Raw genomic sequence first — 15832 nt, forward strand, 5'->3', positions numbered from 1 at the left:
GCCAATCTTGCCCCTGCTAACCTATTCCAAGATGGTCGCGAATGAGGCTTCCCAACCGTGGATCCGTGAAATCGTTCACGGCAAGTGAGGCCCCGGCGTCCATCAAGGCCGCTTCGCTGAGCGACGTCGTCAGGCCGACAGTCAGGATGCCGGCCGCCGTGGCAGCCTTGATGCCGGAGCGAGAATCCTCGAAGGCAAGAGCGCGTCGCGCGTCGCCGTTCAGGACCTCAAGCCCGGTGAGATACGGCAAGGGATCGGGCTTCTGGGCAGGGAGTTCATCGGCGATGACCACCGCTTCGAAACGGGCATCGAGCTTCAGACCCTTCAGGAGGAGCATCGCGTTATCGCGCGGCGCGTTAGTGACGACGGCGCAGCCGATGCCATGTGCACGAGCAAAGGCCAACAGATCACCCAGCCCGGGCGTCGGCTCGAGTCCCTCAACTTTGCTGCGGAACAGGGCCTCCTTGGCGGCCGCAAGGCGCTCATGCTCGGCGATCGGGAGCTCGGGAAACAGGCCCACCATGATGTCAGCATTGGCGCGCCCGATGATATCGCGCTCGAACACGTCCCACTCCATGGTGCGATCGAAATCGCCCAGCAGATCCTGAAAGGCCCGCCAGTGCAGATGATCCGTGTTCACGAGCGTGCCGTCGAGGTCGAACAGAAGCGTGGCGGGGGGCATTGATGTCACGGGCATTACCAGTCAATGGATGATGAGGCGGGTATGAGGGCCGATCACGGCCAAAAGCCGGCGGATGGCGTTCGCATCAACTGCCACACAGCCCTCCGTTGGACTGAAGCCGGATCGCGCGATATGCAGGAAGATGGCGCTACCGCGGCCGGGAATCCGCGGCCCGCGGTTCCAGGCAATATCCACCACGGCATCATAGAGATGATCGTCGCGCCATAGGCTCTCGGCGCTGGCGGGATAGGGAAGGACGACCGGGCAATTATAGCGGCGGTCGCCCGGCGCGTCGCACCACCCATCGCTCTTGCGAGTCACGCGCGTGGGAAGGCCCGAGCGGGGCCGGCGGCCGTGATCGGCCCGATAGGTGAGGCTGAGAAGCCGGAAGCGTCCGCGCGGCGTATGGCCATCGCCTTCGCGTTTGACAGTCGCGACGCCGGAGCGCCCCAATGCACAGGGCAGATGCAACGCCCCCGCGACGACGACCCCGCGGGTGCGATCGAGAGGAGAGGCGTAGACGTGGACAACAGGAATTGTTGTGCGCTTCATGCTTGCAGGAGCTTTTGCGGACAGCCCGAAGCTGCTTCAGGCCTTGTTTGCCGCGTGGGGCATACATAGTCTAGGAATTCCACGGTGCTGCCTGTGTTAAGGAGCCTTTTCACTGTCTAGCGCGATTGTTCTCAAATCCAAGATAATTTCCCGCCTCGATCCTTCCGTCGCTCCATTCTAAGGAATCCCCCCACATGCCCAGTGCTCGCCACCTCCTGATTGTGGACGACGAGCAGGATCTCCGTGAGACTCTCGCGGAGCAGCTCGCGCTTGTTGAGGAATTCACCGTCGCAACCGCGGCGAATGCCACGGAAGCCATCGCATCCGTCGCGGCCGGCCGGGTTGATCTCGTGATCATGGATGTCGGTCTGCCCGACAAAGATGGGCGTGATGCTGTCAAGATCATGCGGGAAGCCGGTTTCCGCGCACCGATCATCATGCTCACCGCGCTCGGTGGCGATTCGGATACTGTTCAGGGACTGGAAGCCGGCGCCAACGACTACGTGGTGAAGCCTTTCAAATTCGCGGTGCTGCTCGCACGCATCCGCGCACAGCTTCGCCAGCACGAGGCCAGCGAGGACGCCGTTTTCTCCATCGGCCCCTATACGTTCCGGCCCAGCGCGAAACTTCTGGTCAATGCCCGCGGCTCAAAACTGAAGCTGACTGAAAAGGAAACCGCCATCCTGCGCTTTCTTTACCGGGCCGATCAGAAGGTTGTCGGCCGCGATACCCTTCTCGCAGAGGTCTGGGGCTATAACGCCGGAGTGACCACCCACACGCTGGAAACGCATATTTATCGGTTGCGGCAGAAGATCGAGGAGGATCCTTCCGAGGCCCGGATCCTCGTGACCGAAGCTGGCGGGTATAAGCTGATCCCGTAGTCTGCCTGCCGGAACCAGGATATCCCGGCGGCGACGCGTGACACGTTTCGGTATGACCCGGTATGGCCGTGTCATCGCAGTATTGGGAAGAGCTTGCAGGCGGCACGGGCATGGGACTGAACGACGACCTCGAAACGTTGAGCCGGGTGCCGCTCCTCTCGTTGATCGAACCCGATGCCTTGCGGCTTCTTGCCTTTGCTGCGGAAACGCGGATTCTCCGAGCGGGCGACATACTGTTCCGCCGGGGCGAGAACGCGGACGGTGGATACATCGTTGTGTCGGGCGCGATAGCGCTGGACGCAAGTGATGACGGCTCTCCGGCAAACTACATCGCGAGGCCCGGCACACTTCTTGGGGAATCCGCGCTCTTCGCGGAGTGCACTCGCCCGGCCACAGCCATCGCGCGGGAGCCATCCAGTGTCATGAAAATGCAGCGGGGCCTCGTGCATCGCGTGTTGGGCGAATTTCCCTATTCAGCCCGCGCGCTTCATGACGCCATTGCGGCGCGGCTCATCGCCTTTTCTCAAGAACTCGGGGAAATTCGCGACACGATCGATGCAGCCGGCGCCGAGCCGGCGGCCCAAGCCCCGCTAGATCAAGCCCCTACAGATCAAGCGTAATCGACACCGGCACGTGATCTGACGGCCGCTCCCAGCCGCGTGTTTCACGCGCGATGGTGCTGCCCGTCACGCTGGAGGCCAAATCCGGCGCAACCCACACGTGGTCAAGGCGGCGGCCCTTGTCCGCGGCAGCCCAATCCGGCGAGCGATAGCTCCACCACGTGAACACCTTCTCGGGCACCGGGCGCAGCTGGCGTATGGCATCGACGAAGCCCGACGTCTCACGAAATTCCTCCAGCCGGGTGGTCTCGATTGGCGTATGGCTGACGACGTTGAGCAATGCCTTGTGGTTCCAGACGTCGGCTTCGTACGGCGCGATATTGAGGTCCCCGAGCAGAATGGTTGGGGCAGCGGTCGGGCGCGCGCGGTCTTGCCACTGCATAAGCTCGTCCAGGAAAGCGAGCTTATGGGCAAAGCGCGGATTGAGCTCCGGATCCGGAATATCGCCGCCAGCGGGCACATAGAAGTTATGGATCGTCACGCCAGATGCAGCCTTGGCACCGGTGCCCAGGGTCACGGCGATATGGCGCGAATCATTCTTGTCGCAGAAGCCCATGACGTTGGTCGAGGCAAATGGCAGCCGGGAGATCACCGCAACCCCGTGGTAGCCCTTCTGACCATTGAGCGCCATGTGATGGTAGCCAAGCGCCTTGAAGGCCGCCGAAGGAAAACGGTCGTCGGGGCATTTTGTCTCCTGCAGGCAGAGCACATCCGGGCGCGTTTCCGTCAGGAAACGGACGACGTGGTCCAGCCTCATGCGGACAGAATTGACGTTCCAGGAGGTGACGACGAGTTTCATGCCTTGCTTTCGACGTGCTGGCAGGGGGGGCTTTGGTCAGGCGACCACCGGCTTGCTTTCGCAGAAAACGGTCCTTCTCGCAAACGGACGCGCCGCCGCAGCCGCTCTACGAACTCAACGATGATGACGGGCCGGTCTCATCGAGCTCGCCGGTTTTTTCGGTTCGCGGACAGGGCCCCGGCGGTCGGCGTTTCGCCGCGCTTCAGTAAACGTGCGTGCGCTACGGTTTTCGCTCCGGTTAAGCGAACGCGCGGCGATTCCTGGATGCGCTATGGGACACGTGGGAAGCGTAGGCCGCAGCCTTCCTATTCCGCCTGTGCGCGGCTGGCGAGGCGCAGATCGGACAGCGCCACGGAGGTCTCGTAGCCCTGCGGGTCAACAACGGTCCACTGCCTCAGGGCATTATTACGGGCATCGAAACGCAGGGTGATGCGCGATGTGCCGCCGATGGTGGCGCTATCCTCGAAACTCACGGTCACGACGCCGTCGTTGCCGATGTCCACCGCGCGAACCTTCGTATCACGCGTCAGATCGAAACGATCCTTCAGGAGAAATTTCAGAGGCGTCTGGCCGATGGGATAGACATCGTTGGTCTTGAGCTTGGAATCGCGGATGGCGACAGACCGTCCATCCGCTACGATCTCGAGCGTTGACGGCGGGTTATAGGCGAACCGCAAACGCCCCGGCCGCTGAATATAGAGCGTGCCTTCGGCCCGACGGCCGTCACCGCCATACTGGACGAACCGCCCCGTGAGCGTGTCGATGCTGTTTACGTAGGAGTTCACGCGTTCAATGGCCGCCGCCTGGCTGGTGGGCACCACATTCGTGGCGGCACGTGGCGCGGCTGCCGGAGCGATGGACGCCACCGGTGCAGCGGGAGCTGCCGGCGCAGCCGTAGCGACAGGCTGAACAGACCCGCCGTCGCCACCGCCCAGGGCTACCGGCCGACGTGGCGGCAACGGAGGCCCGCCCGCCGCGGACTGGGAGGGGGCCGCTGGGGTCGCGGCTTGCGGCGGCGCCGCTGGCGACGAGGCGGTATTGGCCCTCGGCGGTGCAGGTACAGGTGCCGGCGCAGGGGCGGCTCGAGCCGGGGCTGGATCTTGTGCGGGCCCTTCAGCCGGCGCTTTCCCGAACATGCCGTCGAGGAACCGGGTGAGGGGGTCATTCTGCGCTTGTGCAACGGGCACACCGCCACTGGCCGCGAAGGCGGCCACAAGCGCCAATGTTGCACAACCAAAACGCTTCATCTCACCATCCGCGCTAGGGGCGAAGCCCACATGTCCCCGCCATCACTTCGACCGACTGAAAGAGATCTTCACGAGGTGATCCCTCCCTTAAGATCGTGAACCATACGCCAAATTCCAACGCTCTTCACAGAAAGCTGAGGAGTTTCACATAAACCAGCGTTATGGCGAAAGAGGGACCGATAAGTCCGTCTGAAGGAGCCTGCCCATTCTGCCGATGGGCTCACGGCCCGCCGCCCGCCCTCACGACCTCCCGTCCATCGGGGGGCAGTGGATCGGGTGCCCACCTAGTCTTCGTCGTCGCGGTCGCCGCCTTCCATCAGGATTTCACGTTTTCCGGCGTGATTCGCCGGACCCACGACACCCTCGTTCTCCATGCGCTCCATGAGTGAGGCCGCACGGTTGTAGCCGATCTGCAGGCGACGCTGGATATAGGACGTCGAAGCCTTCCGGTCGTGCAGCACAATGGCGACGGCCTGGTCATAAAGATCGCCGCCGGGGGCGCCGAAGGACGAATTGTCGAACACGGCGCCATCCCCGCCCGCGTCAGCGCCATCATCATCGCTGGCAGTGACGGCGTCGAGATATTGCGGCCGGCCCTGGCGCTTGAGATGGGCGACGATCTTCTCGACCTCATTGTCGGAGACGAAGGGCCCGTGCACGCGCATGATGCGGCCGCCGCCCGCCATATAGAGCATATCGCCCTGCCCCAGGAGCTGCTCGGCACCCTGCTCGCCCAGAATGGTGCGGCTATCGATCTTCGACGTCACCTGGAAGGAGATGCGTGTGGGGAAATTCGCCTTGATGGTGCCGGTGATAACATCGACGGACGGCCGCTGGGTGGCGAGGATGACATGGATACCCGCGGCGCGCGCCATTTGCGCGAGGCGCTGGATCGTGCCCTCAATCTCCTTGCCGGCGACCATCATCAGGTCAGCCATCTCGTCGACGATGACCACGATATAGGGCAGCGTCTCCAGATCCATGAGCTCTTCCTCATAGATCGCCTCGCCCGTTTCCTTGTCGAATCCGGTCTGCACCGTGCGGGTGATGACGTCGCCCTTGGCTTTGGCCTCTGCGACCCGAGCGTTGAAGCCGTCAATGTTGCGGACACCGACCTTTGACATTTTCTTGTAGCGTTCCTCCATCTCCCGGACCGCCCATTTCAGAGCCACAACGGCCTTCTTCGGATCGGTGACAACCGGCGTCAGGAGATGGGGGATGCCCTCATAGACGGAGAGCTCGAGCATCTTGGGGTCCACCATGATCAGCCGGCATTCCTCCGGCTTCAGCCGGTAGAGCAGCGACAGGATCATGGTGTTGATGGCGACGGACTTGCCCGAGCCGGTGGTGCCGGCGACGAGCAGATGCGGCATGCGCGCCAATTCCGCGATGACGGGCTCGCCCCCGATGGTTTTGCCGAGGCATAGGGCGAGCTTCAGCTTCGTCTTCTCGAAATCTTCGGAAGCCAGCAGCTCGCGCAGGAAGACCGTCTCGCGCTTGGCATTCGGCAGCTCGATGCCGATGGCGTTGCGGCCGGGTATAACGGCGACGCGCGCGGAGACCGCGCTCATCGAGCGCGCGATATCGTCCGCAAGGCTGATGACACGGGACGATTTGGTGCCCGGGGCGGGTTCCAGCTCATAGAGCGTGACGACTGGACCAGGGCGCACGTTGACGATGTCGCCGCGCACACCGAAATCCGTGAGCACGCCTTCCAGAAGCGCTGCGTTCTGGTCAAGCGCCTCCGGGGATACCGGCATCAAGGTTTTCTTCGGTTCTGCCAGCAAGCCAAGCGGCGGGAGCTGGTAATGCTCCGCGTCGAGGAAGGACGGCTGGGCCTCCCGCGCCAGGCGTCGGCCCTGCTTGGGCGCCGGAGCACGCGGCGCCACGCGGCTCGGCGGCGGTTCCACGGCGAAGCTGTCGTCACCTCCATAGGGGGCGCCGGCGTAGTCCTCATCGTCCTCGTACTGCGGATATGGCGATGACATGGCACGCCGCGACACGCCCGCCCCCGCTCCCTCCAGCATGGGTTCCCCGCGCGGTCGTGGTGCGGTTTTCGGTGCTGCGAAGCGGCGGGCTAGAGCTGCCTTCGTCGCCATCACGCCATGGGCGATGGCTCCGAGTGAAATGATGCCCCAACCCGGCTCGCTGCTGCCGTCGGAATCGTCGTCGCTGTCGGCCACCGTGTCGTGATTGTCATCATCGGCATTCTCGAGGCGATCATCGACGAGACCGATGCCGCAAGCCGCCGTCAGCGCCAGGATGGCGACACCCGCGTAAATCAAGGCGACAAGGGCACGCTCCGGGCCGCCGCCGAAAGGAATGATACCCCGCGCCGCGAAGACGAGCGCGTCGCCGACCACGCCGCCGAGGCCCGTTGGCAAAGGCCAGCGCGCGGTTGACGGCAAGGCGCTGGCAACCGCGGCTGCGGCGGCACCGCCGAGCAGCCACAGGCCGATCTTCAGGGGCAAGCGCGGCAAGGCCCTGCGGGTCATCAAACCGAGCCCCCAGGCCGCGACCGGTAGAAGGAAGGCAATGGCGCCCAGCCCAAAAACCTGCATGGCGAGATCGGCGGTGATCGCCCCAGGCAGCTTCAGCAGATTGGCAGCCGGCTGACTTGTGGCGTGCGTCAGGCTCGGGTCGTCGACCGACCATGTCGCGAGCGCGAGTGCGGTCGCGCCCGCAACGCCCAACAAGGCGAGACCGACCATCTCCACGGCACGGCGCGCGAAAAAGCGGCGCAGGGCGTCGGAGAGACCGTCGGTGGGAGACGAAGGCCGGCGTAGTGTTCGCATTCGCAGAGGGACCCGGAAAAGTCACGCTAACGGCCGCAGCGTAAGACCCGGCGGTTAAGGCGTGATTAACCTTCCCAGCAAAGTCGCATCGCGTCTCTTATTGGTATGGCCCTGCGCAGGTATGGCTTCATAGTCCGCTCAGCGACACATCCCACGAGAAAACCCGCATACGAAAAAACCCCGGCCTTGCGGCCGGGGTTGAGTTTCCAGGAGAGGATGGAAGAAGCCGTCTCAGTAGTTGTAGGCACGTTCTCCGTGGTCGGCGAGGTCAAGCCCTTCGCGCTCGCCCTCCACGGAGATTCGCAGGCCGACTATGAGATCAACCACCTTGTAGAGGATGGCCGACCCGATACCGCTCCAGATGAGCGCGACGACCACCGCCACAAACTGGGTCCAGAGCTGTCCGCCCATCGAATAGTCCGCAACCCCGACGCCGCCGAGGGCCGGCGCGACCAGAATGCCGGTGAGCAGCGAGCCGACGATGCCGCCAATGCAGTGGATGCCGAAGACATCGAGCGAGTCGTCATAGCCGAGCGCGTTCTTCACCGTGGTCGACGCATAGAAGCAGATGACGCCGGCGATAATCCCGAGGATGATCGAGCCCATCGGTCCGATGAGCCCGGCAGCCGGGGTGACCGCAACAAGACCGGCGACCGCGCCTGAAACCGTGCCGAGCAGGGAGGGATGGCCCTTCGTGCCCCATTCCGTGAACTGCCAGGCCATGCCTGCCGCCGCCGTGGCGACGAACGTGTTGAGCATGGCGAGCGCCGCCCCGCCGTTGGCTTCGAGATTCGACCCGGCGTTGAAGCCGAACCAGCCCACCCACAGCAGCGAGGCGCCGATCATCGTCATTGTCATCGAGTGCGGCGGCATTGGCTCCTTGCCGTAGCCGGTACGCTTGCCAATCATCAAGGCGCCGACGAGGCCGGCCATACCAGCGTTGATGTGGACCACCGTGCCGCCGGCAAAATCGAGTGCGCCCATCTTGAACAGGAAGCCCTCGCTGAACCACACCATATGGGCCATGGGGAAGTAGACGAAGGTGACCCACAGGACGGTGAACAGGAGGAGCGCGGAAAATTTGATGCGCTCGGCGAAGGACCCGACGATCAGTGCCGGCGTGATGCAGGCGAAGGTCATCTGGAAGCAGATGAATACGAATTCAGGGATGACGACACCCTTGGTGAAGGTATCTGCCGTCGAATCACCCGTGATGCCGGCAAGGAAGGCCTTGGAGAAATTGCCGATGAAGGCGTTCGTGCCGGTGAAGGCCAGGCTGTAGCCGTAGATCACCCATATCAGTGAGACCACGCAGACGATGGAAAACACCTGCGTCAGCACGGACAGCATGTTCTTCGTGCGCACGAGACCGCCGTAAAACAAGGCAAGCCCCGGAATGGTCATGGCCAGCACGAGGATCGCGGAAACCAGCATCCAGGCCGTATCACCTTTATTCGGAACCGGTGCGGCTGCCGGAGCCGCTTCTGCGGCAGCCTGGGCAAATGCCGGCTCGGCACCTGCAATGGTGCCGGCGGCAAGTGCAAGGGCGAGTGCCGCAAGACCCGCCTTATGCTCGCGCTTGAACGTCATGAAACAAACTCCTCGAATGTAGCAGCAGGCGGGGGATCAAAGAGCGTCGGTGTCGGTTTCACCCGTGCGGATGCGAACAGCTTTCTCGATCGACGAAACGAAGATCTTGCCGTCGCCGATCTGGCCGGTGCGCGCGGCACCGACGATCGCGTCGACCACCTTGTCGGCGATGTCGGCCGCGACCGCGACCTCGATCTTCAGCTTGGGAAGAAAGCTCACCGCGTATTCGGCGCCGCGATAGATTTCGGTATGCCCCTTCTGTCGCCCGTATCCCTTGACCTCGGTCACGGTAAGCCCGTTCACGCCGATGGCAGTCAGGGCGTCGCGGACCTCCTCGAGCTTGAAGGGCTTGATGATAGCCACCACGAATTTCATATCTCGGCTCCCTCGCGGATGGTGCTGGACGCCTTGTGAGGCGCCCCTGACCAGCTAATCCGTCCCAAGGGAAATCAAGCTTCGTGCCAGATAGGCCCAAGTTGGCGCAAAGCGCACTTTTTCAGGGCAAACACCGGCCGGTGGCCGCCATTTCCCCTCACGCCGCAGCCGAGCCTGCGCGATCGATCATCATTCCGCTTAGAAAATAGGCAGTCAGACGGCCAGATCAGGACGTGGGCGAATCAGGCCTTCCTGAGCCACCGAGGCAATCAGGGTCCCGTCACGGGTATAGATCAGGCCGCGTGAAAAGCCGCGCGCGCCCCCTGAGAAGGGCGTATCCTGAGCATAGAGCAGCCATTCGTCGGCACGGAACGGCCCATGGAACCAAAGGGCGTGATCGAGGCTCGCGCCCTGGATATCCCGCTCGAACACCGTCCTACCGTGGGGGATGAGGCTGGTATCGAGCAGCGTCATATCCGAGGCATAGGCCAGTACGCAGCGATGGATCGCGGGATCATCGGGGAGGCGCTGCGTGGTGCGGATCCAGACGTTGAACTGGGGTGCCATCGGCGTGCCCGATTGCTGATAGCGCTGGTATTCGACGGGCCTGAGCTCAATCGGCCGCTCGCGCTCGTAGTAGGTCCGCATCGGATGCGGCATCGCCGGAAGGAAATTGGCGCGCAGATCGTCCTCCGTGGGCAGATCCTCCGGCATCGGCACATCTGGCATAGGGAAGTGGTAGGTGAGGCCGGTCTCAGGCGTGTGAAAGGAAGCGGACATGGAGAAGATCGCTTCGCCATGCTGGATGGCAACCACGCGTCGGGTCGCAAAGGAGCGCCCATCGCGGATGCGGTCGACCTCATAGATGATCGGAACCTGCGGATCGCCCGGCCGCATGAAATAGCCATGCAGCGAATGAATGTCTCGCCCGGGATCTACCGTTCGCGTCACCGCGACGAGGGCTTGGCCGATGACCTGTCCACCGAAGACGCGTTGCCAACCGACCTTGGGGCTACGCCCGCGGAACAGGTTGCGCTCGAGCGGCTCAAGATCGAGAATATCGAGGACTTCATCTACGGGATTGGCCATCGGTCACCCATTTCTGCCGTGTGCGATGCGTGACTGCGGAAGGACGATGTCCATCCACCTCACAAGCCTCTTTCATCCCATGTGCGCCCTGACGGGTTGGGGCGTCAAGCGCCGGTGGGCGAATGTCCTCGCTGGGACGCGGCCCGATGACATGGTCCGGTTCGCGCATAATAGTGGTAGAGGCTGCCGGGGATTCGCGTCTGCCATGCTGCCTTTGATCTGGGGCAATGGTCATGGCCGCGGTGCACGATAGAGACGCTGGTGGTGGAACGGTATGGCAAACGACTCGCAGGCGGCCCCGCTGCCGATGATTGATGTCACCATCGCTGGTGGAGGCGTTGTCGGCCTATGCCTTGCCGTGGCCTTACGACAGGGTGCCGGCCTATCGGTCCTGGTTTGCGATCCCCTGCCCGCTGGCAAGGATGTCGGGCGTGCCTCCGCGGTCGCGGCAGGTGGACGGCGCATGCTGGCTGAGCTTGGCGTCTGGGATGCGATCGCTCCAGCGGCCCAGCCCGTTGCCAGGATGGTCGTAACCGATAGCCGCCTTACCGACCCGATACGGCAATCCTTCATCACTTTCGATGGTGAGATCGCGCCGGAAGAGCCCTTCGCCCATATCATCGAGAATGCCGTTATGACCGAGGCGCTGCGTAAGGCGGCGGAGAAGGCAGGCGTTGTCGCGGCAGCGACCTCCGTGAGGGCGTTCTCGCGGCGGGGCGGTGGTCTCGATCTCACCCTAGCCAACGGAGACAAGAAGCGAACGGCTTTGCTTGTCGCAGCCGACGGAGCCCGTTCGGCCTTGCGGTCCTATGCGGGCATCGCCTGGAGCGGTCATGACTACGAGCAATCCGGCATCGTCGCCACCATCGGGCACGAGAGGCCCCATGACGGCTGTGCTGTCCAGCACTTCCTGCCGTCCGGGCCCTTCGCGCGGCTTCCCCTGACCGGAAACCGCTCGTCGATTGTCTGGACGGAGCGACGCGAGGAGGCAAACGCGCTTCTCGCTCTAGATCCGGATGATCTCGTCGAAGAACTGGAACGCCGGTTTGGGCTCGATCTGGGACGGATCACGCTCGAGACTGCGCCACGCGCCTTCCCGCTCGGCGTCGGCATGGCGCGTCGCTTCATCGGTAACCGCTTCGCCCTTGTTGGCGACGCGGCGCATCTCGTGCATCCGCTCGCCGGCCTTGGTCTCAATCTCGGCCTGCGTGACGCAGCGGTGCTCGCCGAATTGATCGTCGACAACGTTCGACTCGGGCTGCCGCCCGGCGACGCCACTGTGCTGGAAAGCTACCAGCGGGCCCGGCGGTTCGACACATTGACGCTGGGTGTCGCAACCGACGGCCTGAACCGGCTGTTCTCCAATGACCGGTTGCCGCTTCGCCTTATACGGGACCTGGGCCTTGGCCTGGTAGACCGCATGCCGGCACTGAAGAGCTTCTTCATCCGCGAGGCAGCCGGTGTCGTCGGCGCCGTGCCACGCCTCATGCGTGGTGAGCCGCTCTGATCATGGAGGTCCAGGCTGTACGGAGCCTTGAGACCGGTCGGCCTTAGGGTATGTGCCGGCGGATGAATGCGACGATGGTCTGGACGAGACCTTCGGCGAGGGCCCGGTCCGGGTCGCGGTAGGCCGCCAGATTGTCGGCAGCGCCTGGTTCCACGTCCTTCAACACGTGATTCATGGCGGGCAAGGTAAGCGCCACGCCGCCAGGCCGGGCGTCGACCGGCGGAACCTGGATATCCCGCCCGCCTGCGATCACCAGCAGGGGCGCCTGCTGCTGGCGCGCCAGGCCATCGGGGTCAAGAGCCATAAGGGATCTGAGAAACGGCTGGATGCTTGGCCGGAACAGCGGCGCAAGCGCGGCAGGCACCTGCTCGATATCGTCCCCGTGCTGGAGACGCTCCAGGATCGTGGCCGCCTCGCCGCGCAAGGGTTCCGGTGCCTCAGCCAGCTGCTTCCTGATGAGCTCCGCGACAGGCTTACCCGGCGTGGTGAGCAGCACAAGGCCCGCGACCGGCTCGCGTTGGGCAAGCGCGAGCGCGATGACACCACCTTCGCTATGTCCAATGAGGAAAGCCGCGGAAATGCCAGTCTGCGCACGACACCAGCGAAGCCACTCTGCGGCATCTGCGATCGCGGCATCGATAGTCAGCTCCCGTTCTGCGTCCGCCGTTGAAGGCAGACGCTTGTCATATCGGAGAGTGGCTATTCCTCCGGCGAGAAGCGCGTCAGCAAGGAGAGCGTAAGGGCGGGCGCTGACGCCGTAGGGATTGTTGCCATCCCTGTCCGTCGGCCCCGATCCCGGTACGATGACCGCGCAGGGAAATGTCCCCTTCCCGGCCGGGGCAGCGAACACACCGGTCATACCGCTCCGGCTCACGATGGTTTCGGCATGGACCGGGAAGGCCGCGATCATCAAGAGGAACCATGCAACACAGCCGGAAAGCCTCGAGCGGGGTGCAACGCAGCTCACTCGATGGAACGTGCCTCTTCCGGCAGCATGATCGGGATGCCGTCCCGGATGGGATAGGCGAGCTTGGCCGGGCGGCTGATGAGCTCCTGACGCGCGGCATCGTACTCCAGGCTTGCCTTGGTCAAAGGGCAGACCAGGATCTCGAGGAGCTTGGGATCGACGGTCGTGCCTTCAGCTAGAGAAGGCTCTTCGCTCATGGGGTTGGCGGGGGAAGTGGATTCGTCCGTCATGGAGGCTCACTGCAATGTGGAATCAGGATTTTCGGAATCGCGCACCAACTCGATTTCGGTGATCGCGATCAGCATTTCTGCGCGGCTCTTGAGATCAGGCGCTTCGAGCAATGCCTGCTTCTCACGGGTTCCGAATGGACTCATCATGGAAAGGGCATTCACCAGCGCCTCGTTGGGCGCTTCGTTGATGCCCTTCCAATCCACCTTCAGGTCGTTGGCCTCGGCAAACTCCTTCAGAGTGCGAATAACACCGGCGCGATCGGTCTCAGCTTCCCCGGCGCGCGGCTCGAAATCGACCTTGAAAGGCTCGTAATCGACGCGCGCCTGGCGATAGGGCGTCGCGACGGTCAGTTCCTCGACAATGCGAAAGCGGGAAACGCCTGTTAGGGAAATCACATAGCGCCCATCGCCGGTTTCGGCGAACTGGGTGATGCGGCCCGTGCAGCCCACGGAGTAGAGCCGTGGCATGGCCGCATCCTCTTCGTCATCCGGCTGGATCATCCCAATAACGCGGTGGCCGGCGATCGCGTCGTCAATCATCGCGACGTAACGGGGCTCAAAAATATTCAGTGGCAGTTGGCCGCGCGGCAGGAGGAGCGCCCCGGCCAGAGGAAACAGCGGGACCACGGCGGGGCAATCCTGCGGACTACGATAGGTCTGGTGGGTCGACATCTCGATCAGGACCTAAATATGCAATGTCGATGCCGACCGGAGCCCCGCAGCGAGTATGGCCTGCGGGACCGGATGGCATCAGGCGAACAGCAGGGATGACAGGCGCCGCCGGCCGGCCAGCGTCGCCTCATCCGTCGGGCCCCAGGCCTCGAAGAACTGCAGAAGCTGCTTGCGCGCGCCGTCGTCGTTCCAGTTGCGATCGCGGCGAACGATCTCGAGCAGATGATCGGCTGCTTCCTCGCGCTTACCTTGCGCGTTCAGGGCCACTGCGAGATCGAAACGCGCCTGATGATCGAGGGGATTGGCCGCCAACCGTTGCTCGAACTCCGCGAGATCACCGAGTGAAGCGGCCTGTTCGGCCAGCTCGAGGGCGGCGCGCGCCGCCGCTATCGCGGGATCGTTGGCCTTGTCGGCCGGCGCCATGTCGAGAAAGCGGTGGGCGCCTTCAAGGTCATTGAGTTCCACATGAAGCTTGGCGAGCGCTCCGATAGCGCGGGCGTTGTCGGGCTCCTGCGCCAGCGCCTCGGCATAGAGCCCTGCCGCGCCAGCCGCATCTCCGGTCGCGGCAAGCTGGTCCGCACTGTCCAGCAGTTCGGCTACCGGCCCCGGCCCAAGTGGTCCGACAAGCCGCTCGATGAATGCCTTGACCTGGCTCTCCGGCAAGGCGCCGACAAAGCCGTCGGCTGGCTGGCCGCGGCTGAAGGCAACGACCGCCGGAATGGACTGAATACCGAGCTGACCGGGGATCTGGGGGTGCTCGTCGATATTGAGCTTGACGAGCTTCACCTTGCCCTGCGCGGCATTCACGGCCTTTTCGATCACCGGCCCGAGCTGCTTGCATGGTCCGCACCAGGGTGCCCAGAAATCCACCAGGACCGGCTGGCGCATGGACTCCGCGATCACATCCTGCCGGAAGTCCGAGGTTGTTGTATCCTTTACCAGGGAATCGGCCTGGCCGGACGTATCTGCGAGCATGAAGTCCTCATCTCTCCTGGCGCATCTGGGGCAGAGCCCCCGACGCCGTCCTCACCTTCGGGCGATAGCGTCGACGAGCGCGCTCCCGTCCATGATCCGCCGACTCATCGAACAAGTCACTGCATAAGTCCACCTGATATCGCAACCCAAACTTGATATGAGACGGGTATGCGCGGGTGACCCCGCATTGGTCAGATAGGAAGTCACACCTCTTCCGCAAAGGGCACTGTCCCTGATGTCCAACGGGTTCCCTCTCCGCAAACAGGGCCTGCAGGTCCGTCGCCGAAGCAAGCCCCGAATCCCCACGTTAGGGATAATCCGCCCTCGCCCGCTCAAGGCGAGCGCACGTGAGCGGAGGAAAGCTGGCGTCCAAAACCGTGGGCCTATGTTCCGCCGGCGACCATCCTGGGAGAGGGGTGTATTGCCACGCTTTGCAAAGGGGGCGGTTCGGCAGGGGCGGTGATGCTCAGCCTCGTCTCAGCTCGGCCAAACGGAAAAACGTCCCGTAGTCTTGACCGATTCTAATTTGTAATTATTCTAATGAAAGTGAATTGCCGGCCTGTTGCGGCCGAAATGGAGTGATGACCATGGATAGGACCACGTCCTGCACAAGCTGCATCTTCTTTGACACCCACGCCGGGAATGGCGGTAGCCCGGCTGCCGACGCGGGTCTTTGCCGTTTCAATCCTCCCGTTTCCCAGCCCGGTCCCGACGCCCATGGTCTCTGGCCGGTGGTAACCACCGACGATTGGTGCGGGCATTTCACGGCCCAGCGTCAGGGCACCCGCGTGGCCTGATTTCCTGACTTAGTCCCAATAAAAAAAGCCCGCTGACGGTCCGTCGGCGGGCTT

At 63.4% G+C, this 15832-nt stretch carries 16 protein-coding genes; 4 read left to right on the plus strand and 12 right to left on the minus strand.

Annotated features, from left to right (window positions below; translation table 11 throughout):
- Window positions 1-16: 16 nt before the first annotated feature.
- Together KIO76_RS06505 and KIO76_RS06510 are read right to left on the minus strand one after the other, a co-directional pair.
- A complete protein-coding gene (locus KIO76_RS06505) occupies window positions 17-682 on the minus strand; it encodes an HAD family hydrolase (RefSeq protein WP_213325085.1) in 666 nt (221 codons plus the stop codon).
- A 21-nt stretch (window positions 683-703) separates the two neighbouring features.
- Window positions 704-1234 (minus strand): L,D-transpeptidase family protein, encoded by a 531-nt coding sequence (locus KIO76_RS06510; protein ID WP_213322005.1) that lies wholly within the window; start codon window positions 1232-1234, stop codon window positions 704-706.
- A 194-nt stretch (window positions 1235-1428) separates the two neighbouring features.
- Here KIO76_RS06510 and KIO76_RS06515 point away from each other — a divergent pair, with 194 nt between their 5' ends.
- Both KIO76_RS06515 and KIO76_RS06520 read left to right on the plus strand, forming a co-directional pair.
- Window positions 1429-2115: a response regulator transcription factor gene (locus tag KIO76_RS06515; protein WP_213322006.1), complete on the plus strand. Its 687-nt coding sequence runs from the start codon at window positions 1429-1431 to the stop codon at window positions 2113-2115.
- Window positions 2116-2177: 62 nt separating this feature from the next.
- A complete protein-coding gene (locus KIO76_RS06520; RefSeq protein ID WP_249729511.1) occupies window positions 2178-2735 on the plus strand; it encodes a cyclic nucleotide-binding domain-containing protein in 558 nt (185 codons plus the stop codon).
- On the opposite strand, the gene xth is transcribed toward KIO76_RS06520, so the two are convergent.
- From xth to tesB, 6 genes are all read right to left on the minus strand, one after another.
- Entirely contained in the window at window positions 2719-3534 is an 816-nt protein-coding gene (xth, locus tag KIO76_RS06525) for an exodeoxyribonuclease III (protein ID WP_213322007.1), read from the minus strand. The genes KIO76_RS06520 and xth overlap by 17 nt on opposite strands.
- A gap of 305 nt (window positions 3535-3839) precedes the next feature.
- Entirely contained in the window at window positions 3840-4781 is a 942-nt protein-coding gene (locus KIO76_RS06530) for an outer-membrane lipoprotein carrier protein LolA (protein WP_213322008.1), read from the minus strand.
- 284 nt (window positions 4782-5065) lie between these two features.
- Window positions 5066-7576, minus strand: a complete 2511-nt coding sequence (locus KIO76_RS06535; protein ID WP_213322009.1) for an FtsK/SpoIIIE family DNA translocase — start codon at window positions 7574-7576, stop codon at window positions 5066-5068.
- A 231-nt stretch (window positions 7577-7807) separates the two neighbouring features.
- Entirely contained in the window at window positions 7808-9166 is a 1359-nt protein-coding gene (locus KIO76_RS06540) for an ammonium transporter (protein ID WP_213322010.1), read from the minus strand.
- A 36-nt stretch (window positions 9167-9202) separates the two neighbouring features.
- Window positions 9203-9541 carry a P-II family nitrogen regulator gene (locus KIO76_RS06545; RefSeq protein WP_213322011.1) on the minus strand — a complete coding sequence of 113 codons (339 nt, stop codon included), beginning with the start codon at window positions 9539-9541 and terminating at the stop codon, window positions 9203-9205.
- A gap of 213 nt (window positions 9542-9754) precedes the next feature.
- A complete protein-coding gene (gene tesB, locus KIO76_RS06550) occupies window positions 9755-10630 on the minus strand; it encodes an acyl-CoA thioesterase II (RefSeq protein WP_213322012.1) in 876 nt (291 codons plus the stop codon).
- A gap of 274 nt (window positions 10631-10904) precedes the next feature.
- Between tesB and KIO76_RS06555 the strand changes: the two genes are divergently transcribed.
- On the plus strand, window positions 10905-12137 hold the full coding sequence (locus KIO76_RS06555; protein ID WP_502761838.1) for a ubiquinone biosynthesis hydroxylase: 1233 nt from the start codon (window positions 10905-10907) through the stop codon (window positions 12135-12137).
- 43 nt (window positions 12138-12180) lie between these two features.
- Here KIO76_RS06555 and KIO76_RS06560 read toward each other — a convergent pair whose 3' ends face one another.
- The 4 genes from KIO76_RS06560 to trxA form a co-directional block, all read right to left on the minus strand.
- The gene (locus KIO76_RS06560) at window positions 12181-13047 is read right to left on the minus strand and encodes an alpha/beta hydrolase (protein WP_213322013.1); all 867 of its coding nucleotides are present in this window, start codon (window positions 13045-13047) and stop codon (window positions 12181-12183) included.
- A 53-nt stretch (window positions 13048-13100) separates the two neighbouring features.
- Window positions 13101-13301, minus strand: a complete 201-nt coding sequence (locus KIO76_RS06565; protein ID WP_213325088.1) for a Trm112 family protein — start codon at window positions 13299-13301, stop codon at window positions 13101-13103.
- A gap of 39 nt (window positions 13302-13340) precedes the next feature.
- Entirely contained in the window at window positions 13341-14006 is a 666-nt protein-coding gene (locus KIO76_RS06570) for an LON peptidase substrate-binding domain-containing protein (RefSeq protein WP_213322014.1), read from the minus strand.
- Between the two features lie 78 nt (window positions 14007-14084).
- Entirely contained in the window at window positions 14085-14981 is an 897-nt protein-coding gene (gene trxA / locus KIO76_RS06575) for a thioredoxin (RefSeq protein ID WP_213322015.1), read from the minus strand.
- A gap of 581 nt (window positions 14982-15562) precedes the next feature.
- Here trxA and KIO76_RS06580 point away from each other — a divergent pair.
- Complete coding sequence (locus tag KIO76_RS06580; protein WP_213322016.1) at window positions 15563-15778, plus strand: hypothetical protein; 216 nt, start codon at window positions 15563-15565, stop codon at window positions 15776-15778.
- Window positions 15779-15832 lie beyond the last annotated feature (54 nt).

This window comes from Chelatococcus sp. YT9 (genome assembly GCF_018398315.1).
GTDB lineage: Bacteria > Pseudomonadota > Alphaproteobacteria > Rhizobiales > Beijerinckiaceae > Chelatococcus.

What these genes read in the sequence shown, in the direction of transcription:
- KIO76_RS06570 (WP_213322014.1), bottom strand. Translation starts at nt 14,006, where the DNA reads ATGTCGACCCACCAGACCTATCGTAGTCCGCAGGATTGCCCCGCCGTG.
- KIO76_RS06545 (WP_213322011.1), bottom strand. Translation starts at nt 9,541, where the DNA reads ATGAAATTCGTGGTGGCTATCATCAAGCCCTTCAAGCTCGAGGAGGTC.
- KIO76_RS06520 (WP_249729511.1), top strand. Translation starts at nt 2,178, where the DNA reads ATGGCCGTGTCATCGCAGTATTGGGAAGAGCTTGCAGGCGGCACGGGC.
- KIO76_RS06505 (WP_213325085.1), bottom strand. Translation starts at nt 682, where the DNA reads ATGCCCCCCGCCACGCTTCTGTTCGACCTCGACGGCACGCTCGTGAAC.
- KIO76_RS06535 (WP_213322009.1), bottom strand. Translation starts at nt 7,576, where the DNA reads ATGCGAACACTACGCCGGCCTTCGTCTCCCACCGACGGTCTCTCCGAC.
- xth (WP_213322007.1), bottom strand. Translation starts at nt 3,534, where the DNA reads ATGAAACTCGTCGTCACCTCCTGGAACGTCAATTCTGTCCGCATGAGG.
- KIO76_RS06565 (WP_213325088.1), bottom strand. Translation starts at nt 13,301, where the DNA reads ATGAGCGAAGAGCCTTCTCTAGCTGAAGGCACGACCGTCGATCCCAAG.
- KIO76_RS06515 (WP_213322006.1), top strand. Translation starts at nt 1,429, where the DNA reads ATGCCCAGTGCTCGCCACCTCCTGATTGTGGACGACGAGCAGGATCTC.
- KIO76_RS06555 (WP_502761838.1), top strand. Translation starts at nt 10,905, where the DNA reads ATGGCAAACGACTCGCAGGCGGCCCCGCTGCCGATGATTGATGTCACC.
- KIO76_RS06510 (WP_213322005.1), bottom strand. Translation starts at nt 1,234, where the DNA reads ATGAAGCGCACAACAATTCCTGTTGTCCACGTCTACGCCTCTCCTCTC.
- KIO76_RS06560 (WP_213322013.1), bottom strand. Translation starts at nt 13,047, where the DNA reads ATGATCGCGGCCTTCCCGGTCCATGCCGAAACCATCGTGAGCCGGAGC.
- KIO76_RS06530 (WP_213322008.1), bottom strand. Translation starts at nt 4,781, where the DNA reads ATGAAGCGTTTTGGTTGTGCAACATTGGCGCTTGTGGCCGCCTTCGCG.
- KIO76_RS06540 (WP_213322010.1), bottom strand. Translation starts at nt 9,166, where the DNA reads ATGACGTTCAAGCGCGAGCATAAGGCGGGTCTTGCGGCACTCGCCCTT.
- KIO76_RS06580 (WP_213322016.1), top strand. Translation starts at nt 15,563, where the DNA reads ATGACCATGGATAGGACCACGTCCTGCACAAGCTGCATCTTCTTTGAC.
- tesB (WP_213322012.1), bottom strand. Translation starts at nt 10,630, where the DNA reads ATGGCCAATCCCGTAGATGAAGTCCTCGATATTCTCGATCTTGAGCCG.
- trxA (WP_213322015.1), bottom strand. Translation starts at nt 14,981, where the DNA reads ATGCTCGCAGATACGTCCGGCCAGGCCGATTCCCTGGTAAAGGATACA.